The 20,169-nt window shown below is 64.8% G+C and carries 20 protein-coding genes; 9 read left to right on the top strand and 11 right to left on the bottom strand.

Translation table 11 applies throughout. The features are described from left to right. Positions 1-73: 73 nt before the first annotated feature. Both QCE58_RS03750 and QCE58_RS03745 read right to left on the bottom strand, forming a co-directional pair. Complete coding sequence (locus QCE58_RS03750; protein WP_008351327.1) at positions 74-397, bottom strand: AzlD domain-containing protein; 324 nt, start codon at positions 395-397, stop codon at positions 74-76. Then, positions 394-1,140 carry an AzlC family ABC transporter permease gene (locus tag QCE58_RS03745; RefSeq protein ID WP_244808100.1) on the bottom strand — a complete coding sequence of 249 codons (747 nt, stop codon included), beginning with the start codon at positions 1,138-1,140 and terminating at the stop codon, positions 394-396. The genes QCE58_RS03750 and QCE58_RS03745 overlap by 4 nt, the downstream gene beginning before the upstream one ends. 355 nt (positions 1,141-1,495) lie before the next feature. Between QCE58_RS03745 and QCE58_RS03740 the strand changes: the two genes are divergently transcribed. The 6 genes from QCE58_RS03740 to QCE58_RS03715 all read left to right on the top strand — a co-directional run bounded on the left by QCE58_RS03740 (position 1,496) and on the right by QCE58_RS03715 (position 6,199). Continuing rightward, the gene (locus QCE58_RS03740; protein ID WP_008351330.1) at positions 1,496-2,416 is read left to right on the top strand and encodes a branched-chain amino acid transaminase; all 921 of its coding nucleotides are present in this window, start codon (positions 1,496-1,498) and stop codon (positions 2,414-2,416) included. Between the two features lie 66 nt (positions 2,417-2,482). Continuing rightward, positions 2,483-2,680, top strand: coding sequence for a zinc-finger domain-containing protein (locus QCE58_RS03735; RefSeq protein ID WP_008351333.1), 198 nt, complete (start codon positions 2,483-2,485; stop codon positions 2,678-2,680). A 126-nt stretch (positions 2,681-2,806) separates the two neighbouring features. Continuing rightward, positions 2,807-3,880 carry a lipopolysaccharide heptosyltransferase II gene (gene waaF, locus QCE58_RS03730; protein WP_008351335.1) on the top strand — a complete coding sequence of 358 codons (1,074 nt, stop codon included), beginning with the start codon at positions 2,807-2,809 and terminating at the stop codon, positions 3,878-3,880. 165 nt (positions 3,881-4,045) lie between these two features. Further along, positions 4,046-4,492: a nuclear transport factor 2 family protein gene (locus QCE58_RS03725; RefSeq protein ID WP_008351336.1), complete on the top strand. Its 447-nt coding sequence runs from the start codon at positions 4,046-4,048 to the stop codon at positions 4,490-4,492. 33 nt (positions 4,493-4,525) lie between these two features. Beyond that, positions 4,526-5,608, top strand: a complete 1,083-nt coding sequence (locus tag QCE58_RS03720; protein WP_034470719.1) for a YheT family hydrolase — start codon at positions 4,526-4,528, stop codon at positions 5,606-5,608. Positions 5,609-5,614: 6 nt separating this feature from the next. Continuing rightward, on the top strand, positions 5,615-6,199 hold the full coding sequence (locus QCE58_RS03715; protein WP_008351340.1) for a DUF2946 family protein: 585 nt from the start codon (positions 5,615-5,617) through the stop codon (positions 6,197-6,199). A 5-nt stretch (positions 6,200-6,204) separates the two neighbouring features. On the opposite strand, the gene QCE58_RS03710 is transcribed toward QCE58_RS03715, so the two are convergent. Further along, complete coding sequence (locus QCE58_RS03710) at positions 6,205-8,175, bottom strand: M48 family metalloprotease (RefSeq protein WP_250520944.1); 1,971 nt, start codon at positions 8,173-8,175, stop codon at positions 6,205-6,207. Positions 8,176-8,342: 167 nt separating this feature from the next. On the opposite strand from QCE58_RS03710, the gene moaC reads away from it, so the two are divergent. Further along, on the top strand, positions 8,343-8,840 hold the full coding sequence (gene moaC / locus QCE58_RS03705; RefSeq protein ID WP_250520943.1) for a cyclic pyranopterin monophosphate synthase MoaC: 498 nt from the start codon (positions 8,343-8,345) through the stop codon (positions 8,838-8,840). Between the two features lie 4 nt (positions 8,841-8,844). Here the strand turns inward: moaC and QCE58_RS03700 are convergent, their stop codons facing one another. The 8 genes from QCE58_RS03700 to recA all read right to left on the bottom strand — a co-directional run bounded on the left by QCE58_RS03700 (position 8,845) and on the right by recA (position 17,373). Continuing rightward, positions 8,845-10,650, bottom strand: a complete 1,806-nt coding sequence (locus QCE58_RS03700; protein ID WP_250496626.1) for a Wzy polymerase domain-containing protein — start codon at positions 10,648-10,650, stop codon at positions 8,845-8,847. 162 nt (positions 10,651-10,812) lie between these two features. Beyond that, positions 10,813-11,403, bottom strand: a complete 591-nt coding sequence (locus QCE58_RS03695) for a pilin (protein ID WP_008351347.1) — start codon at positions 11,401-11,403, stop codon at positions 10,813-10,815. A 111-nt stretch (positions 11,404-11,514) separates the two neighbouring features. Next, positions 11,515-12,225 (bottom strand): TerC family protein, encoded by a 711-nt coding sequence (locus QCE58_RS03690; RefSeq protein WP_250481484.1) that lies wholly within the window; start codon positions 12,223-12,225, stop codon positions 11,515-11,517. Between the two features lie 108 nt (positions 12,226-12,333). Next, positions 12,334-13,215: a succinate--CoA ligase subunit alpha gene (gene sucD / locus QCE58_RS03685; protein WP_008351350.1), complete on the bottom strand. Its 882-nt coding sequence runs from the start codon at positions 13,213-13,215 to the stop codon at positions 12,334-12,336. A 97-nt stretch (positions 13,216-13,312) separates the two neighbouring features. Continuing rightward, the gene (gene sucC, locus QCE58_RS03680; RefSeq protein WP_250520942.1) at positions 13,313-14,479 is read right to left on the bottom strand and encodes an ADP-forming succinate--CoA ligase subunit beta; all 1,167 of its coding nucleotides are present in this window, start codon (positions 14,477-14,479) and stop codon (positions 13,313-13,315) included. Between the two features lie 105 nt (positions 14,480-14,584). Next, on the bottom strand, positions 14,585-15,223 hold the full coding sequence (locus QCE58_RS03675; protein ID WP_034470713.1) for a DUF2889 domain-containing protein: 639 nt from the start codon (positions 15,221-15,223) through the stop codon (positions 14,585-14,587). Between the two features lie 112 nt (positions 15,224-15,335). Then, complete coding sequence (gene recX, locus QCE58_RS03670; protein ID WP_250520941.1) at positions 15,336-16,283, bottom strand: recombination regulator RecX; 948 nt, start codon at positions 16,281-16,283, stop codon at positions 15,336-15,338. Between the two features lie 19 nt (positions 16,284-16,302). Further along, positions 16,303-17,373, bottom strand: a complete 1,071-nt coding sequence (recA, locus tag QCE58_RS03665) for a recombinase RecA (protein WP_008351360.1) — start codon at positions 17,371-17,373, stop codon at positions 16,303-16,305. Between the two features lie 282 nt (positions 17,374-17,655). On the opposite strand from recA, the gene QCE58_RS03660 reads away from it, so the two are divergent. Further along, positions 17,656-18,384, top strand: coding sequence for a response regulator transcription factor (locus QCE58_RS03660; RefSeq protein ID WP_250480300.1), 729 nt, complete (start codon positions 17,656-17,658; stop codon positions 18,382-18,384). Between the two features lie 5 nt (positions 18,385-18,389). After that, positions 18,390-19,961 (top strand): sensor histidine kinase, encoded by a 1,572-nt coding sequence (locus tag QCE58_RS03655; RefSeq protein WP_008351363.1) that lies wholly within the window; start codon positions 18,390-18,392, stop codon positions 19,959-19,961. Positions 19,962-20,169: the final 208 nt, after the last annotated feature.

Genomic DNA, 20,169 nt, shown 5'->3' with positions numbered 1-20,169 from the left:
ACCCGGCCGCTTTTAGCGGGCAATCGTTGATGACGCGTATTTGACGCGGCGCGTAGCCATCTCCACGCCGCGGTCAGGCCACGAGCCGCAGCAGCGTGAACACCACCATGCCGACGGCGATCGTGCCCATCATGCCGCGCCGCCACAGGTAATACGCGAGTCCCGCCGCCGATGCCCACAACGCATGGTTCGACAGCCACAGCGAAATGCCCGCGGGCGTTTCGAGCAGATCCGGCACGACGACGCCGGCGAGCGCGGCGGCCGGCGCATACCGCAGCACACGCTGCACGCGCGGCGGCAGCACCATGCGCTCGCCGCCGATCAGAAAGAGCGCGCGCGTCACCGCCGTGACCACGCCCATGCCGATGATCGCGAGCCAGACTTGCAGCGCGCTCATCGGCTGGACCTCGTGGCATCGGATGCGGATTTGGGCGCGGCCCGCTCGGCGACGACATCCGCGAGCGTGCCCGCGATAAGCGCCGCGAACACCGCGAGCGGCAAGCCGAAACGATACGGCAGATCGAACGCCAGCAACGCGACGACGCTCGCCACCGCGACCGCCGCGAGCGTCGAACGCGTCGCGATAGCGGAAACGATGAGCGGGATCAGCGCGAGCGTGCCGGCGAGTTCGAGGCCCCAGTCATCGGGAATCAGGCTCGCGAGCAAGATGCCGAGCACCGACGATGTTTGCCATGACAACCAGCTCGATATCGCCAGTCCCCAGAAGAACGCCTCCTTGCCGGGCTGCCAGCCGGCAGGAAAATTCCGCTTCGAGAACATCAGATAGATGATGTCGCCGTTGAAATAGCCGAGCAGCAGACGCCGCTTCAGCGGCAGCCACGAGAAATGCGGCGCGAGCCCCGCGCTGAAGATCACGAAGCGCAGATTGACCATCGCGGCGGTCAGGAGAATCGTCCAGAGCGGCAGCTTCGCGGCGAAGAGCGGCAGCACCGCGAGCTGCGACGAGCCCGCGTACACCGCGAACGACATGCCGAGCGCCTGCGGCACGGTGAGCACGGACTTCGTCATCGCGACGCCGGTCACGAGACCCCAGGAAAACGTCGCCAGGACGGCGGGAGAAAAGGTACGCACGCCCTCGAAAAACGCGCGGCGATTGGTGTCGGACAGCCGGTCAAGCATGAGCGAATGCGAGGCGATGAAGACCACCCGTGATGCCAATGCGCGGCCTCGAGCGATTGCGCGATGGATCGGGAAAAACCGGGAAAATCGGGAATGGCGGGCTTCGCCGTTTCGTCCCGCTGTTTTCAGCGGACGGCGAAAGGCAAATTATAGCGTCGTGAAAGGCGCTCCAAGATCGGTTTCGTCGCGAAAAGACGCTAAAATGACGGTCTTTCACAGCCTTTGCGCCTCCGATGCGCGCGTTCGCCGGCAATCGCCGATGCACGAACGCGGCGCGAGATGCGCGAGCGCCGCCGCCCGGAAGTCTTTGGCGGCCTGCCCGAACTCACTTGAACGAGACAGCTAGGAGAACCGTATGTCAATGGCCGACCGCGACGGCAAGATCTGGATGGATGGCAAGCTGATCGACTGGCGTGATGCCAAGATCCACGTTCTGACCCACACGTTGCACTACGGCATGGGTGTCTTCGAAGGCGTGCGCGCGTACAAGACCGCGCAGGGCACGGCCATTTTCCGCCTGAAGGAACACACGAAGCGCCTGCTCAACTCGGCGAAGATCTTCCAGATGGACGTCCCGTTCGATGCCGCGACGCTCGAAGCCGCGCAACTCGAAGTCGTGAAGGCGAACGCGCTCGAGTCGTGCTACATCCGCCCGATCATCTGGGTCGGCTCGGAAAAGCTCGGCGTGTCGGCGAAGGGCAACACCATCCATGTTGCGATCGCCGCGTGGCCGTGGGGCGCGTATCTCGGTGAAGACGGGCTCGCCAAGGGCATCCGCGTGAAGACGTCGTCGTTCACGCGCCATCATGTGAACGTGTCGATGGTCCGCGCGAAGGCGTCCGGCTGGTACGTGAACTCGATTCTCGCCAACCAGGAAGCCGTCGCCGACGGCTACGACGAAGCGCTGCTGCTCGACGTCGACGGCTACGTGTCGGAAGGCTCCGGCGAAAACTTCTTCCTCGTGAACAACGGCAAGATCTACACGCCGGATCTGGCTTCGTGCCTCGACGGCATCACGCGCGACACAGTCATCACGCTGGCGCGCGATTTCGGCATCCCGGTGATCGAAAAGCGCATCACCCGCGACGAGGTTTACACCTGCGACGAAGCGTTCTTCACCGGCACCGCCGCCGAAGTCACGCCGATCCGCGAGCTGGACAACCGCACCATCGGTTCGGGCGCGCGCGGTCCGATCACGGAAAAGCTGCAAAGCGCGTTCTTCGACGTCGTCGGCGGCAAGAACGAGAAGTACGCGAGCTGGCTCGCGAAGGTTTAAACAATCTCATGCGACGCGGCGGGCCGTTCGCTCGCCGCGCGACGTACATCACGAAAAGAGATAGCAATGAGCGACCTGAAGGAAATGCCGCTGGTGGAATTGTCGGCGAAGGATCTGCCCGCCTTCTGCCCGAACCCGAAGATGCAGCGCTGGAGCACGCATCCGCGCGTGTTCATCGACGTGACGCACGGCGAGGCGCGCTGCCCGTATTGCGGCACGCGCTACAAGCTGAAAGACGGCGAAGTGCTCAAGGGCGGTCACTGAAGCCCGCGGGGCGCTGGCCGCGCCCTGGCTCATGCGCGCCGTACGCGGCGCGAAACATACCCACGACAATCGACGGCTCGCCCCAAGGCGGCGGGCCGCGTTCATTTTGAGATCGGATAACAACAGATGCGCCGCGCGCTGGTTATAGCACCGAACTGGATCGGTGACGCATTGATGGCGCAGCCGCTCTTCACGCTCTTGCGCAAGCTTCATCCGCGTATCGCGATCGACGCCGTCGCGCCCACCTGGGTCGCACCCGTGCTCGAGCGCATGCCGGAAATCCGCGATGTCTACGCGACCGACCTCGCCCACGGCAAGCTGCAACTGCTGCGCCGCTGGCAGCTCGCGAGCGATTTGCGCGATGTCGGTTACGACGCCGCCTATGTGCTGCCCAACTCCGTCAAATCCGCGCTGATTCCGTGGATGGCGGGCATCAACCTGCGCATCGGCTACAAGGGCGAGAGCCGCTACGGGCTCTTGAACGTGCGCCACGCGAATCCGCCGAAAACCGACCGTCCGCCGATGACCGCGCATTACGCGGCGCTCGCCTATGCGCCGGGCGCGAAGCTGCCGTTCGTCGACCGGTTCGCGCAGCCGGAAGCCGCCGCGCTTCCCGACGCGCAGACGCTGCCCGTGCCGCGCCTCGAAGCCGATCCGAACGAAGCCGCGCGCGTCTCGACGCGCTTCAACCTCGACACGCGCGCGCCGCTCGTCGTGTTCTGCCCCGGCGCGGAATACGGTCCGGCCAAGCGCTGGCCGCCGGAGCATTTCGCTTCGCTCGCCCAGTTCATCGCGCAGTCGTTTCCGTATGCGCGCATGATCGCGCTCGGTTCGAAGAAGGATGCGCCGATCGCGCAGGCCATCGCGGAGCGCGCGCCGATGGTGCGCAACCTGTGCGGCCAGACTTCGCTCGGTGAGGCGTGCGCGCTTATTTCGCGGGCGAGCGCCGTCGTCACGAACGATTCGGGGCTGATGCACGTCGCGGCCGCCTCGCGCCGGCCGCTCGTCGCGGTCTACGGCTCGACCGATCCGCGCCACACGCCGCCCTTGTCCGATCTCGCAAAGGTACAATGGCTGCATCTTGAATGCAGTCCGTGCTTTGCCCGCGAGTGTCCGCTCGGCCATCTGAACTGCCTTCGCGAACTCTCGGCCGAACAGGTCTTCGCCGATGTGCGCGGCATGCTGCTCGCGCATCGTTGATGTTGCGCTCACGCGTCGAAACGCGTGTTCGTACCGGCGGTTTCCGGCCGTGTGTGCGGGTGCGGACACGCGAATGTCTCCGAACGGGGGCATGCTTTGACCAATGACCGTTGCAGCGCGCCGTTTCGTTGGCGTGAAGCATCGAATGCCAGAGACCCACGAGCCATGCCACGTTTCGCCCGCCTCTTCGAAGCCGCCGCCGATACCCTCAACGCTTACTATCAGGCAGTCGCGGACAACAGCATCGACACGGTGATGTCGTTGTGGATCGACGAGGAGTTCGCCACCTGCGTGTGCGCGGACGGCACGCATCTGCACGGGCTGGAAAGCATCCGCGCGGGTCTCGCGAAGCAGTTCGAGACGCAGCCCGTGACCGTCGAGCCGCTCGATATTCGCGTGTACGACAGCCTGGGCACGGTCGTCTATGCGATCGCCGAGGCGCATCAGCCGGCCGAGCCAGCCAGCGCGCCGCGCATGATCTACACGACGTATGTGATGGTTCACGAACGCGGCGAGTGGCGCATCGCGCATATTCACGCAAGCGAGATGCCGATCGAAACCGCGGGCCAGTTCGCCGCGAAGCTGCGTCACGGTCAGGGACCGCTGCACTAAGAAATTCGAAGAAGACGTCTGTCGGGAGGGGCCATGAAGCGCGATCCGTTGTTGAAGCACGATTCGTCGTTCGTGGACAAAGCGCCCGCCGTGGCACTGAAGGAAACCGCGCGCCTGCTTTCGCCGGGCGCCGCCGAATGGCTCTACAGCGCGCCGCGCTGGCTGCCCACGAGCCATGCGCAAACCATCGTCCCGGCGCTCTTCGGCCGCAAGCCCGACGTGCGTTACCGGCGCGAGCGCTGGAATACGCCCGACGGCGATTTCATCGATCTCGACTTTCTCGCGCACGATCCCGCCGATCCCGCCGATCAACCCGCCGCGAACGCCCCGCTCTTCGTGCTCTTCCACGGCCTCGAAGGCAGTTCCGATTCGCACTACGCTCGCACGATGATGGCCGCCGCCCGGGCGCGCGGCTGGCACGGCGTCGTGCCGCATTTCCGCAGTTGCAGCGGCCCGCTCAATCTGCTGCCGCGCTTCTACCATCTCGCGGACAGCGCCGAAGTCGACTGGATTCTGCGGCGGCTCGCGCAAGTGCATCGCGGGCCGATCGTCGCGGCGGGCGTGTCGCTCGGCGGCAACGTGCTGCTGCACTGGCTGTGCCAGCGCGGCACGGACGCGTCGATCATCAGCGCGGCGGCGGCCATTTCCGCGCCGCTCGACGTCCACGCGGGCGGCCTCGCGATCTCGCAAGGCTTCGGCATGGTCTATACGCGCAGCTTCCTGAAGTCGCTCAAGAAGAAGGCGCTCGCGAAGCTCGGGCAGTATCCCGGTCTCTACGACCGCAACGCCGTGCTCGCCGCGCGCACGCTGTACGAGTTCGACAACGTCGTCACCGCGCCGCTGCACGGCTTTCGCGACACCAATCACTACTGGTCGACGGCGACGATCCGCGCGCATCTGAAGCACATCGAAGTGCCCGCGCTGCTGCTGAACGCGCGCAACGATCCGTTCCTGCCCGAGTTCGCGTTGCCGTCGACGGCGGAAGTATCGGCGCGCGTGACGCTCGATCAGCCGAACCACGGCGGGCACGTCGGCTTCATGACGGGACCGTTTCCGGGCCGGATCGACTGGCTGTCGCAGCGCGTGTTCGGTTATCTGGAGAACTTCGTTTCGTGAACCGTCATGGATGACATCGTCAAGCAGGCGCTCGCCAAATGGCCCAACGTTCCGCACTGCACGGGCTGGCTGCTGCTCGACCGGCGCGGTCAGTGGCGCATGCGCGACGACGCCGCGCAAGCCGCCGGCGAACTCGGCACGCCGATCCGGCATGAGGCGCTGCTGGGCTTCATCAACCGCAACTACGAAAGCGATGCCGACGGCCAGTGGTTCTTTCAGAACGGTCCGCAGCGCGTGTATGTTGAGCTCGTGTACACGCCGTGGATCGTGCGTCTGCATGCGGCGGACGGCGCATTGCGGCTGATCGATCAGGGCGGCGCGCCGTTCGAGCCGGCGCATGTCTGGATCGACGACGCAGGCGGCATTCTCCTTTCCGATGACGCCTCGCCCGCACGCATCGCCGCCCTTCACGATCACGATCTCGAACTGTTCGCGGACCACGCGTCGCTCGACGATGCCGGCACACGCGGCGTGTTCCACTGGCGCGACGGGGTCGATCTGACCGTGCAGCCGATCGCCCGCGCCGATGTCGCCGCGCGCTTTGGCTTCGTCGCGAGTCCGGCCGAACGCGCCGCCGCGAAGAAAGACTGAGCTAGCTAGCCGTTCTTCTCCATCTCGCGCTCTTCCTTGTAGCGCGTCTCGAAATCGCGCAGCCGGGCGGAAATCGTCGAAAGATCGTAGAAACTCGCGGTCTTGACGTCGCGCGCTTCCTTCAGTTGCCGGATCGCGGATGCCCACGCGCCATCGAGCGCGAACTTTTCCGCCATCGCCTGATGCTGTTGCAGCGGATCGTTGAGACCCGCGCTTGCCTGCGCGAGATAGAACCACCAGTCGGGGCGCGTCGGCTCGGCGCGTGTTTCGCGGCGCGCGAGCGTCTGGGCGTCGGCGAAGCGGCGCGCGGAAAGCAGCGTCTGCAGATGCACGTCGATGGCGGCGTGCGACGCCGGCCAGCGCTTTTGCGCGAGGTCCGCGAGGCGGATCGCATCGTCGTTGCGACCGGCGCGGCGCGCGATGTCGGCGGCGAGCACGTCGAGGCTCGGCGTGCTGCGCAGCGCCGGCGGTGCGGATTGAGGTTTCGCCGACGGAGCCGATCGGGCTTCGACGCGAACCGGTGGAAGCACGATGTCGCTCTTCGCGCGCAATGCATTGCCGTTGCCGGAGTCTCCGAGATTGAGCGGCGTGCGCGCGTTGTCGAGCGGCGTCGCGATCGTCGACGCATCCGCGTTGCGCAGCGACGGCTCGCCGCTCTTCTTGCGCGGAGCCGGCTGCGTTTGACCAACCGCGCGATCCTCCTTTTGCACTTGCGCCGATGCCGCCGCCGCGCTCGCCTCCTCGCCCTCGAATAGCGCGCGCGCCTTCGCGAGCGCGTCGCTGGCCGCGTCGTAATTGCCCAGCAGCGATTGCGCGAGCGCGATGCCGTACCAGTTGGACGCGGGATTGAGCGCCGTCTGATCCTCGATTTCCGATTTGAGCCGGCTCGCGACCTCGCGATAATCACTCGCGTAATTCACCTGCAGCACGCGCGCCCGGGCGCGCACGAACGCATATTCGGCCGACTGACGCGGCTGCCGGTACGGCACGCGCCGCGCGCGGCCTTCCATGTCGGCGATGCGGTCGATCGTGAGCGGGTGCGTGCGCACGTACGGCGGCACGCCGTTATCGGCCATCGACGCGCGATCGAGACGCTCGAAGAACGCTGCCATCGCGTAAGGATCGTAGCCGGCGGCCGCGAGCATCTGGAAACCGACGCGGTCGGCCTCGTGCTCGGCCGCGCGCGAGAAGCGCAACTGATTGTCGACGGCGAACGCCTGGCCGCCCATCGCGATGCCCATGCCGAGATCGCCGCTATGGGCGAGCAGGCCCGCGAGCAGGCCGGCGAGCATCCCGGCGAGTGCGGCGTAGGAACTCTTTTCCTGCGTGCTGAGCATCCGCGCGATGTGCCGCTGAAGGACGTGCCCCATTTCATGGCCGATGACCGACGCCAGCTCCGATTCCGTTTGCGTCGCGGCAATCAGCCCCGTGTTCACGCCGATAAAGCCGCCCGGCATCGAAAACGCGTTGATCTGCGCGTCGCGCACGGCGAAGAGATCGAAATCCGGCCGATAGCCGCCGAGATACTGCGTCGTCGCCGCCGCTGAAAGCTTCGACGAGATCGAGTCGAGATAGTCGCGCAGCAGCCAGTCGTCGAGATAATCGGGATCGGCGCGCACTTCGCGCATCATCTTCTCGCCGACCTTGCGCTCGGCCTGCGGCGTGAGGGAGCCGCCGGAGCCGTCGCCGAGATCCGGAAGCTGCACCGACGACAGCGGCGCGCGCAAACCGGACATCGTCCCGGGGCGGTTCGCGAAACGGCTTTCCGCACCGCCGTAGACGCCGAACACGCCTTCCGCGATGTTGTCCGGCACGTCGCCGCTGGCGCTTTCCTGCGACGCGCGCAGTTGCGCGGCCGCGAGCGTGCCGGTCGAGCCCGCGGAAGGCGAACTGGATTGCGCCAGCGCCGCGGGCGGCATGGCGAGGGCGACGCAAAGGAGGGAGGCGAGCGCGCGGCTCGGACGTGTGAAATGCATGGCGCGAAGCGCCGATAGTCGGCTCGAGAATCGAAACGGGCTTATCGTATCAAGTGTTGCGCGCGGCGCGTCTCAGGTCGGCGGTGCGTCGCGCCGGACCGTGGCGTTCTGCGGAAAATCGCGCGGATTCACGCTGGTATGATAGGCGCCCATTCGAAGGAGACGCTATGTCCGGACTCACCCATTTCGATGCCGCCGGCGAGGCGCATATGGTCGATGTCGGCGCGAAAAACGAAACGCGCCGCGTGGCCGTTGCACGCGGCTCGATCGCGATGCTCGCGCCCACGCTCGCGCTGATCCGCGAAGGCCGAGCGAAAAAAGGCGATGTGCTGGGCGTCGCGCGCATCGCCGCGATTCAGGGTGCGAAGCGCACGGCCGATCTGATCCCGCTGTGTCATCCGCTGGCGCTGACGCGCGTCGCGGTGGATTTCACGATCGATGAAGCGCTACCCGGCGTGCACTGTGAAGTGCGCGTGGAGACGGTCGGGCGCACGGGCGTGGAAATGGAAGCGCTGACCGCCGTGCAGGTCGGATTGCTCACGATCTACGACATGTGCAAGGCGGTCGATCGCGGCATGGTCATCACCAATGTGAAAGTGATGGAAAAGCACGGTGGGAAGTCGGGGGATTGGGTGGCGGACGACCAGCCGTCGCCCGCGCCCTGACCGCTCACTCTTCTTCCTCATCCTCCGAAGGCTCCTGATTCGGCAGCGGCACACCATACAGCTTCACCAGATCCGCCTTGAACGACGCCAGCGGCTTGCCCGCTTCGTCCGCCAGATCGTAGACGGCCAAAAGCTGCTTCGGCCAGTCGTGCAACTGCGTCGCGAAGATCTTCAGGCGCGCCATCGTGTCGAGCGCCTCGGCCTTCTGCCCGGCGAGCGCCTGCAACACCGCGTAGCGGCGCAGCACGGTCTCGCCCGGCAACAGCGCAATCGCCTTCCGATGCGCCGCGAGTTTCTCCTCGACGTTCTGCGCGTTGATCGGCAGCAAGGTCGCCGCACCGTATTCGCCCCACGCCGTGAACAGGAAAGACGGATTTTCACGATACTGCTCGGCCGGGCGCGAGCCGTAGTACAGCACTTCCGCGCGGTTGTAGTCGCGTAAGGTCGGATACAACGCCGCGAGCCCGCCGAGCACCAGCACGACATATACGCCATAAGAGAGCGGACGCGGAACCAGCCGCAAGGGACGCGTCTCCAGAAGGCCGATGACGAGCATCGCCGGCATCAGAAAGAACATGTACTGCTGCGGATACTCGACGAGCGCATGCATCATCAGGACGCCGAGCAGCGACAATCCGAAAATGCGCGCCGGCGTCTGCGGCGCGCGCAGCACGCGAATCAGCCAGAATACGACGCTCGCGACCAGAATCGCGACGCCGAGCGCACCCGTTTTCGCGAGCAGATCGATGAAGATGTCGTGCGCGTTGTTCGCGATCTCGACGCCGCCCAGATCGCGCACGAGGTCGAACTGATAGCGCGGAAACTCGCCCCATCCGACGCCCAGCAGCGGATGCGTCTTGAACATCGTCCAGCCGTACTTCCAGAGCGCGAGCCGCGGCGCGATCTGACTCGCTTCCTGCATGCGCTCCGCCGCCGATTGCGCGAGCCCGAAATCGAAGCGCACGTTCGCCCAGCGCACGGCCGCGTTCACCGCGAAAAAGACGATCGCGAGCAGAATCGGGACGATCCACGCGCGCGTATCGCGGCGGCCGGGGCCGTCGAAGCCTTCCGACGCGACCGGCCGCCCAAGCACGAACGCCATCCAGAAGCCGGCGACGACGATCACCGCCGTCTGCAGCCACGGCCCGCGCGATACGGTCAACGCGAGCCCGAGCGAGTAGATCGCCGACAAGATCAGCCACAGAACGAGCGGCAGCCGACGCGCCTGCACGAAATAAAGCGCGCCCGCCAGCGCGAACGCGATCACGGTCGCGAGGTGATTCGCCTGCGCCATGTTGCCGAACGGGCGCCGTTCGATCATCACGTTGTACGCGACCACGAACGGCGTGAATTTCACTTCGAGATGCAGCAACTGCACGATCTGACAGAAGACCGCGAACAGTCCGCCGACCATCAGCGCAGCCGCGCCGATACGCAGCGTCTTCTCGCCGAGCCCCGCCCGCACGAGACCGAAGCCCGTATGCACCGCGAGAAACGAAGCGAGCAGATACGCGCCGCCGAGCCAGTTCATCGATGGCTGCGCGATCGGCAACAGCACCGTCTGCGCGACGAGCAACACGCCGAACGCAAGCGGCATCAATGCGACGACCGGCGATGCGAACGGCACCTTCGGCTCGGAGACGCGCACGAGGAGCGCAACCGTCGCACCGAGCGCCAGATAAAGCGCGAGCGCGCTGTATTCGGCGTAGAAGGTCGGAATCGGATACGTGTGGTTGACGACCGCGAAGGGAAACGTCAACGCAAGGCACAGAACGGCGAAGCAGAGAAAGCGCGCGTATTGGGAAGGCATGAGGAACTGGGAACGTCGGCGACCGGCGCACTATACAAAACTTTGCCCCCGCTGTCCGTCGAACGGCCGGTTTTGCTACCAAATCGCCAACTTTCGCGCAAAAACGACGGCGCGACGGCGCGGCGGCGACGTAAATCCTCCCGCCGCGCTTCGCCTCAGTGCTTACGCGCGGCACTCCGGCGGTGCGAGATTGCCTGGCAATGTCGGCGCCTGCGCAGGCGTCGGACCGGCGCCCGGCGCGGGCAGCGACGACTCGGTCTTCTTGCCCGCGAAGCATTCCCACGTCACCGACCCCGATTGCACGGAACCGCGGCTGAGCGACACGCGCGCCGTAGGTGTATCGGCGTTGTCGGGTGTCGAAGGCACGAGCACGAGCGTGTTCGAACCCGCCGGCGCGACGCGCGTCGTATAGGCGATCGTGATCTGCCCGTTGTCGCTGTCGACGTGAATCGACTCGACGTTGCGCGTGCCCGGCGGCGACGCGAATCCGCCCGCCAGATCCGCGCCGCTCGCCGCGTTCTCCGCCACTGCGAGGCGCGCGGCCGCCGCGAGCGTCATGCCCTCGCCCACGCGGCTTCGGGCAAGATAATCCTGATACGCCGGTATCGCATACGCCGCGACCACGCCGACGATCGCAAGCACGATCATCAGTTCGATCAGTGTGAAGCCGCGTGTCAGCGCATCTTTCGTGCGCCCGAACCACCATGCGCGCCGTTCGCGCGGCACGTCCAAAACCGAAGCCTTCGTCGTCATTGCTACTCCCTGAAAAACAGAAAAGCGCCCTTCCGCGCAATGCGGTCAGGACGCTTCGATCGTATTCAGGGAGCCGCTCCGGCGGCAGTCAGCCGAACGGCCTAGGAGAAATCAACTCGCCGCGCGATTGCCGTCGGCGAGCGCGCGCCGCTTGAGCAGCCAGCCCAACGCGACGACAAGCAACGCGCCCGCCAGACGCGCCGCATATCCGACGAGTTCGGTATTGAGCGCGGGCCATCGGTCGATGAATGGATCGTCGATGATGAGGCCGCCCGCGATCCAGCCGAGCAGACCCGCGCCGAGCAGCACGACGGCGGGCAAGCGGTCGAGCAGCTTCAGCACCAGCGTGCTGCCCCAGACGATGAGCGGAATGCTCACGACCAGGCCGAAGATCACCAGCGTGAGCCTATGACGCGGATCGGCGGCTTCGGCCGCGCCCGCGATCGCGATGACGTTGTCGAGGCTCATGACGGCATCGGCGACGATGATCGTCTTCACCGCCGCCCACAGCCGGTCGGATGCGTCGATCTGATGATCGTCGTGGTCCGGCTGCATCAGCTTTACGCCGATCCACAGCAGCAGCAAGCCGCCGAGAAACTTGAGAAACGGAATGTCGAGCAGAAAGACCGCGAACGCGATGAGCACGACGCGCAGGATGATTGCGCCGAGCGTGCCGAACACGATGCCGCGCGTGCGCTGCCGATCCGGCAGATTGCGGCAGGCGAGCGCGATCACGACGGCGTTGTCGCCGCCGAGCAGAATGTCGATCACGATGATCTGAACGACCGCGCCCCAATGGAGCGTCGAAAAGAATTCAAGCATGAGGCTGAAATGAAAAAAGCGAGGAAGCAGCGCTCCCTCGCTTTTCAATGGCTTTTACGAAAGGAATCAGTAAGAGTACCAAACCCTCGCGTAATTTGCCTGCTTCGATCAGAGAACCGACTTCAGCAGACGTGCCATCTCCGACGGATTCTTCGTGACCTTGATGCCGCACGCGTCCATGATTTCGAGCTTGGCGTCAGCCGTGTCCGCACCGCCCGAGATCAGCGCGCCTGCGTGGCCCATGCGCTTGCCCGGAGGCGCCGTCACGCCCGCGATGAAGCCGACGACCGGCTTCTTCATGTTGTCCTTGATCCAGTAAGCGGCGTTCGCTTCGTCCGGACCGCCGATCTCGCCGATCATGATGACGGCGTCCGTTTCCGGATCGTCGTTGAACATCTTCATCACGTCGATGTGCTTCAGACCGTTGATCGGATCGCCGCCGATACCGACCGCCGACGACTGGCCGAGGCCCAGCGCCGTCAACTGGCCGACCGCTTCATACGTCAGCGTGCCCGAACGCGACACGACGCCGATGCGGCCCTTCTTGTGGATGTGACCCGGCATGATGCCGATCTTCAGCTCGTCCGGCGTGATCGTGCCGGGGCAGTTCGGTCCGAGCAGCAGCGTCTTGCGATTTTCGCGGCGCATGCGGTCCTTGATTTCGAGCATGTCGCGAACCGGAATGCCTTCCGTGATGCAGATCGCGAGATCGAGATCGGCCTCGACGGCTTCCCAGATCGCGGCGGCAGCGCCCGCGGGCGGCACGTAGATGACCGAAACGGTCGCGCCGGTTTCGGCCTTCGCTTCCTTCACGGACGCGTAGATGGGAATGCCTTCGAAGTCTTCGCCGGCCTTCTTCGGGTTCACGCCCGCGACGTACGCTTCGCGGCCGTTCGCGTATTCGCGGCAGGCGCGCGTGTGGAACTGGCCGGTCTTGCCGGTGATGCCCTGCGTGATGACCTTCGTGTCTTTGTTGATCAGAATCGACATGTAGTGACCTCTGTTCGTTTGGCGTCGCCATGCAAAAAGCCAGGCGCCGCCATTCGTATCTGGTGGAACGCTCTCTTAAGGCAACAAGCGAACGCGCTTACTTGCCTTCGGCCGCCGCGACGACCTTCTGCGCGGCTTCTTCCATGCTGTCCGCCGAGATGATCGGCAGGCCCGAGTCGGCCAGCATCTTCTTGCCGAGGTCTTCGTTCGTGCCCTTCATGCGCACGACGAGCGGCACCTTCAGGTCCACGGCCTTCGACGCAGCGATCACGCCTTCGGCGATCACGTCGCAACGCATGATGCCGCCGAAGATGTTCACGAGGATCGCCTTCAGGTTCGGGTTCTTCAGCATCAGCTTGAACGCTTCGGTCACTTTCTCGGTCGTCGCACCGCCGCCGACGTCGAGGAAGTTCGCCGGCTCGCCGCCGAACAGCTTGATGGTGTCCATCGTGGCCATCGCGAGGCCTGCGCCGTTCACGAGACAGCCGATGTTGCCGTCGAGCGAGATGTATGCGAGGTCGAACTTCGACGCTTCGACTTCAGCCGGATCTTCTTCGTCCAGATCGCGGTACGCGACGATTTCCGGATGACGGAACAGCGCGTTCGAATCGAAGTTGAACTTGGCGTCGAGCGCGATGACCTTGCCTTCGCCGGTCACGATCAGCGGGTTGATTTCCGCGAGCGATGCGTCGGTTTCGAAGAACGCCTTGTACAGGCCTTGCAGGATCGCGCGCGCTTGCGGGATCGATGCATCGGGAATGCCGATCTTGCGTGCGAGATCATCGGCGTCCGCGTCTTGCAGACCGGTCGACGGCTCGACGGCGAACTTGTGCAGCAGTTCCGGCGTCTTTTCCGCGACTTCTTCGATGTCCATGCCGCCTTCGCTCGACGCCATCAAGACGATCTTCTGCGAAACGCGGTCGAGCACGAGGCCGACGTACAGTTCCTTCTTGATGTCCGCGCCTTCTTCGATCAGCAGGCGATTGACCTTCTGGCCTTCGGGGCCGGTCTGGTGCGTGACGAGCTGCATGCCGAGGATCTGGTTCGCGTATTCGCGGACCTGTTCGATCGACTTCGCGACCTTCACGCCGCCGCCCTTACCGCGTCCGCCGGCGTGAATCTGCGCCTTGACGACCCAAACCGGGCCGCCCAGCTCTTCCGCGGCCTTGACCGCATCATCCACCGAGAACACGGGTTTGCCGCGCGGGACCGCGACGCCGAATTTCCGCAGGATTTCCTTACCCTGGTACTCGTGAATCTTCATGCGTGATTCCTTCAGTCTGAGAGTTGGAGTGAACTTCTGTTTGCTTGAACCGCTGATTCTTTTCTTGTTTGAATTCCGTGCGTGAGCGCGAGCGCTGCTTGCGCGCTACGAGGCGGACTTTGTCTCCGGCCTGTCTTGCACCGTTGTTCCGGATCTGGATGGTTCGCCGGGCGCGTGGCCGAACCAGCGCGGGTAGTGTTCCCTGACCGCGGGTCCGTCGAAACGCAGCGCGTGGCATCGGCCGAGCTGAAACGGCGGCTCGTCGCGCTGCGCGTTGGCGTCGGCTTGCTTGAATGGATTGCCGTCCTCGATCTTCCAGACGTCGCCCGCGAATGCCTGAATGGCTGCGGTCGGCAAGACCCCGCACAACTCGGTGAGATGCGTGCAGCCGGCAGTGCCGCGCAGCAGCGTGTTGGCTTCGCGGCGAAAATTCTGGAGGAGATTGAGCCCGATGAGCTTGCGATAGACCGCATTGGACTCGGCGCACAAACCGCCATACGGCGCCCAGTCGGACGACGCTTCGACGTCGACGATGCTGAGTGTGCGATCGATGGTGATGCGCAGCCAGAGTTCATGGATCGGCAGGCCGTGCGGCCGGACGCCCGTCGCGAGCTGGAAGTCGCGCGGCTTCTCATCGGTTAGACAGGCTTCGATATCCCACAGGCCGTCGTCGCGTTCGAACGCTTCCACTCGAATCGCGCGGCTATGACGCAATTGTCGGGGAGCGGGAGGCGAGAGAGGCATGCTGGAGTGAGCCGGTACGGGGAAAACCGTGGAATTTTAGCATATCGGGTATTTCGAGCCGGGCATGTGCCTGACGAATGGAACGCGCGTGCGGATCAAGCCGAACGGGCGCTCAGTCGTCGACGATTTCCTCGCTCCAATCTTCGTCACCGCCCTTCAATATCTTGCCGATCGTACCGCTCGAAAAACCGCGCGCAGCCAGAAAGCGCGCCTGCTTGGCGCGCTCGGCGGGCGTCTCCGGCGGCACGCCGTATTTCTTTTCCCACACCGCCCTGGCGCGCGCGGTTTCGGACTGCGCGAGCTTGTCGGCGGTTTCGCTGATGAGCGTTTCGCCGACGGCATGCCGCTTCAGCTCGCTGATGATCCTGCTGCCGCCCATGCGCGACGCCCGCCGATGCACGACGCTCTCGACGAAGCGCTCGTTCGACAGCCAGCCATCGCGCTCGAGACTGTCCAACAGGGATTCGAGCGGAGCGGCTTCTTCGACGTACGGACGCAGCTTGCGCGACAACTCCGCGCGGCTGTACTCGCGACGCGACAGGAACGCGAGCGCGCGGCCCTTCAACGAGCGTTGCGGACGTTTGGGATTGTTGACTTCGTTTGCCGATGTCTTGCGGGTGCGCTGGCTGGAGCGGCTATAAACCGTTTCGCCGGAAACGGCTGGCAATGGCTCGGAAGGCACGCATTGTTCGAAGGGCTCGAATGGATCGGCGTCTTCGAATGGGTCCGGCGGGTTAGCGGACGGCGGGCTGCGATCGGCGGGGGGCGCCTTCGGCTGCGCTGTCGCCTGCTTCAGTAAGGCGCGAGCTTGTTCCAGGCGGGCCGCGCGATCATTCGCGTCTACGCTGCTTTCATCCCTTTTAACAGGCTCGAAAACGCGATGCGCCGACGCGAATGACTTCGCGCCGGCGCGTTCCTTGTTGCTGCGCCTGAAGCCGCCTGACTTCGACGATGCACCGCGCCGCTCGCTGCTTCGCTCGTAGCGATCGACGGAATCGGAATCGTCGCCGGTTCCGTTATCCGCCGGGTCTGCCTTGGATCCGAGCCGGCGCGTCTGCATCTTCCTTCAGGCTCGATGCTTACTCGTCGTCGGCCGCTGCGGCGCTTGCGACGACAGCTTCGCCCAATGCAGCGACGCCCAGCGATTCGCGGATCTTGTTCTCGATCTCGCGCGCGATGTCCGGATTTTCGCGCAGGAATTCCCGCGCGTTGTCCTTGCCCTGACCGATGCGATCGCCGTTGTAGCTGTACCAGGCGCCCGCCTTGTCGACCAGCTTCGCCTGCACGCCCAGATCGATGATTTCACCCTGACGCGAAATGCCTTCGCCATAAAGAATGTCGAAGATGGCTTCGCGGAACGGCGGCGAGACCTTGTTCTTCACAACCTTCACGCGCGTCTCGTTGCCGATGACTTCGTCGTTCTTCTTGATCGAACCGATACGGCGGATATCCAGACGCACCGACGAGTAGAACTTGAGCGCGTTGCCGCCCGTGGTGGTTTCCGGGTTGCCGAACATCACGCCGATCTTCATGCGGATCTGGTTGATGAAGATGACGAGGCAGTTCGTGCGCTTGATCGTGCCAGTGAGCTTGCGCAGCGCCTGCGACATCAGACGCGCTTGCAGACCCGGCAGCGAGTCGCCCATTTCGCCTTCGATTTCCGCCTTCGGCACGAGCGCCGCGACCGAGTCGATCACGATCATGTCGATGGAGCCGGAGCGCACCAGCGCGTCCGCGATTTCGAGCGCCTGCTCGCCCGTGTCCGGCTGCGAGATCAGCAGTTCGGGCACGTTCACGCCGAGCTTGCCGGCGTACTGCACGTCGAGCGCGTGTTCCGCGTCGATGAACGCCGCCGTGCCGCCGAGCTTCTGCATCTCCGCGATCACCTGCAGCGTGAGCGTGGTTTTACCCGACGACTCCGGACCGTAGATTTCCACGACACGACCGCGCGGCAAGCCGCCGACGCCGAGCGCGATGTCCAGCCCGAGCGAACCGGTGGAAACCACTTGAATGTCTTCGACCGCCTCACCTGCGCCGAGCCGCATGATCGACCCTTTGCCGAATTGCTTTTCGATCTGCGAGAGCGCGGCGGCCAGGGCCTTGCTCTTCTCCGCAGTCATGCCAGCCGGGCCTTTCTTGCTTTCTTCCATGAATCGTCCTTTGCTATGATGAACGGCGTCTGAGGCAGTGTTCACGGGGTTTTTCGCCGCTCGATCGAGCATACGAAACCGCCCTTCCCACTCACGCAGACACTGTATAAAAAAACAGTAGTTTTTGCAAGCCTGTCGCGGCGTGGCGCAGCTTTTTTTCCACGTCGCCCAAGCACGCAAGAACCACGAACACCTGGAGACCGCCGCGCCGGGCGACACACGGTGCCGGCAATGCCGATGCGCTTCATCGCGCATGCATGGCGTACAAAGGCGCACACGACGATGCGAATCCTCATTGCCGAAGACGACAGCATACTCGCGGACGGGCTCGTCCGATCACTCCGCCAATCGGGATACGCCGTCGACCATGTGAAGCATGGCGTCGAAGCGGACACCGCCCTTTCCCTGCAAACTTTCGACCTGCTGATCCTCGATCTCGGCCTGCCGCTGATGCCCGGTCTCGAGGTGCTGCGCCGCCTGCGCGCGCGCAATTCGCAGATGCCCGTGCTGATCCTCACCGCCGCCGATTCCGTCGACGAGCGCGTGAAAGGTCTCGATCTCGGCGCGGACGATTACATGGCGAAGCCCTTCGCGCTCAACGAACTCGAAGCGCGCGTCCGTGCGCTCACGCGCCGCGGCGCGGGCGGCGGTCCGACCGTCGTCCGGCACGGCTCGCTCGCCTTCGATCAGATCGGGCGCATTGCGACCATCGGCGATCAGGTCATCGATCTGTCCGCGCGCGAACTCGGCGTGCTCGAAGTGCTGCTGCAGCGAACCGGCCGGCTCGTATCGAAGGAGCAGCTCGTCAATCACCTGTGCGAGTGGGGCGAGGAAGTCAGCAATAACGCGATCGAGGTCTACGTGCATCGGCTACGGAAGAAGATCGAGCCGAGCGGCGCGAAGATCATCACGGTACGCGGTCTCGGTTACACGCTGGAGAAAGCGGCCGCCACGACGAACGGCGCGGGCGGGCCGCACGCCGGCGAGTCCGCCGGCCATCACTATAAGTAGGCCGCATGGCGTCGCCCGTTTCCCACGAAACTCAGCGAAACGCACAAGCGAACGACGACTCCGACGCGCTGCGCGACGCGCGCTACGCGAATCCGTTCGCGCCGCCCGACGAGCTCGAGCCCGACGCCGAAACGCATCCACGCTCGCTCTTCGGCGAGATTCTCGACTGGATGCTCGCGCCGCTGCTGCTGCTCTGGCCGATGAGCATCGCGGTGACGTATCTGGTCGCGAAATCGATCGCGAACGGGCCGTTCGACCGCGCGCTCGAAGCCGACGCCTACGTGCTCGCGCGCCAGATTCAGCCGGTAAACGGCGTCGCGGAACTCCGCCTGCCCGACGCGACGCGCGATTTCCTGCGCGCCGATAACGTCGACAGCGTGTTTTTCCAGGTGCTCGGCACGCGCGGCGAACTCGTCGGCGGCGATCGCGACATGCCCTTGCCGCACGACGACGATCGTCCGCAGCCGGGCATCGTCGAGTTTCGCGACGATGTGCTGCGCGGCAACGATATCCGCGTCGCATACACGACGGTCGATCTGCCCGGCCTCGCGCCCGGGCGCGATCCGCACAGCGCGCAGCCGGTGCTCGTGCAGGTTGCGGAGACCCTCGACAAGCGCAGCCAGCTCGCCAACGACATCATCAAGGGCGTGATCCTGCCGCAGTTCGTGATCCTGCCGCTCGCGATCATCCTCGTATGGTTCGGGCTTTCGCGCGGGCTCGCGCCGCTGCACGCGCTGCAGTCGAACATCCGCGCGCGCCGCCCCGACGATCTCTCGCCGCTGCAGGCCGGCAGCGCGCCGCCGGAGATCGCGCCGCTCGTCGCGTCGTTCAACGACCTGCTCACGCGCCTCGAACAGAACATGGAGTTCCAGAAGCGCTTCATCGCCGATGCCGCGCATCAGATGAAAACGCCGCTCGCGGGCCTGCGCATGCAGGCGGAACTCGCGATGCGCCAGGACGTCTCGACGGAAGTGCAGCGCTCGCTAGAACAGATCGCGATGAGTTCCGAGCATGCCGCGCGTCTCGTCACGCAATTGCTCGCGCTCGCGCGCGCCGAGAATCGCGCGACGGGGCAGATATTCACGCGCATCGTCCTGACCGATCTCGCGCGGCTCGCGGTGCGCGACTGGGTTCAGGCGGCGCTCGCGAAACGCATGGATCTCGGTTATGAGGAGCCGCCGTTTGCGGTCGAAGTGGAAGGCAATGTCGTGATGCTGCGCGAGATGCTGTCGAACCTGATCGACAACGCGATCCGCTACACGCCGGCGGGCGGGCGCATCACCGTACGCGTGCGGACCGACGACGACGATCTCGATCTCGTGCATCTGGAGGTGGAAGACACGGGACTCGGCATTCCGGCGGCGGAGCGCGAGCGCGTGGTCGAGCGCTTCTATCGCATTCTCGGGCGCGACGGCGACGGCAGCGGACTCGGTCTTGCCATCGTCAAGGAGATCGCGGCGATGCACGGCGGCGCGCTCGCCATCGAGGATCACGTGTATCAGGACAGCCCGCGACTCGCCGGAACGCTTGTCCGCGTCAGTCTTCAGCGGGTTTTTCCTGCCCGGGACAAACCCTGAGCGCGAGCGCGGCAGATTCGCATTTCGCGCGCACGAAGCACGAGCATAGACGAATTTAGACGGTCGTTCGCATCACATATGCGCGGCTTCGGCGCAAATCGTCGTTTCGGACGTCACTCGCGTCCGGACACGCCGCGTCAGAACGCCGTAAGTTTTCGTTCCAATAATCCTTTGCACCGGGAGCCGCCTTATCGCGGACCGATGTAAT

This window comes from Caballeronia sp. LZ028, from assembly GCF_031451415.1.
GTDB classification, from domain to species: domain Bacteria; phylum Pseudomonadota; class Gammaproteobacteria; order Burkholderiales; family Burkholderiaceae; genus Caballeronia; species Caballeronia zhejiangensis.
The sequence above is the reverse complement of the archived record's forward strand: the minus strand, read 5'-3'. Positions and strand labels throughout refer to the sequence as shown.